The organism is Pseudomonas sp. 01L34, from assembly GCF_056400265.1.
Map to the genome: position 1 here is coordinate 1 of NZ_JBFTSX010000049.1, position 455 is coordinate 455.

The 455-nt window shown below is 65.3% G+C and carries 1 protein-coding gene; it reads right to left on the reverse strand.

Going from position 1 to position 455, the window contains the following annotated elements:
• A partial coding sequence (locus tag AC1DQM_RS29925; RefSeq protein ID WP_477747275.1) for a VCBS domain-containing protein occupies positions 1-455 on the reverse strand: 455 nt, incomplete at both ends.

Below are 455 nucleotides of genomic sequence, written 5' to 3' on the forward strand. Positions count from 1 at the left end.
ACGGTCACGGTCACCTGCTGGGTGTCGACGCCACCGAGGCCATCGCTGACCTGGATGGTGAACACTTCGTTGTGACTCTCGCCGGCCTGCAGCGACTGCACGGCACCGGCGACGCCATCGCTGCCGTTGGCCAAGGTGTAAGTCCATTGGCCAGTGCTGTCGACGGCGATTGAGCCGTAGGTGCCGGTATTGGACCCGGCGATGCTCCAGGTGGCGGTGGCCGCATGGTCGATGTCGCTCGAGCTGAACTGGCCGCTGACGCTGAGGGTGCTGTCCTCCTGCACGGCGCCCACCTCATTGCCCGACGCGAAGCTGAGTACCGGTGCGTCGTTGCTGCCGGTGACGGTGACAGTCACCTGCTGGGTGTCGACGCCGCCCAGGCCATCACTGACCTGGATGCTGAACACTTCATTGTGACTCTCGCCCGCCTTCAGCGACTGCACGGCACTGGCGAC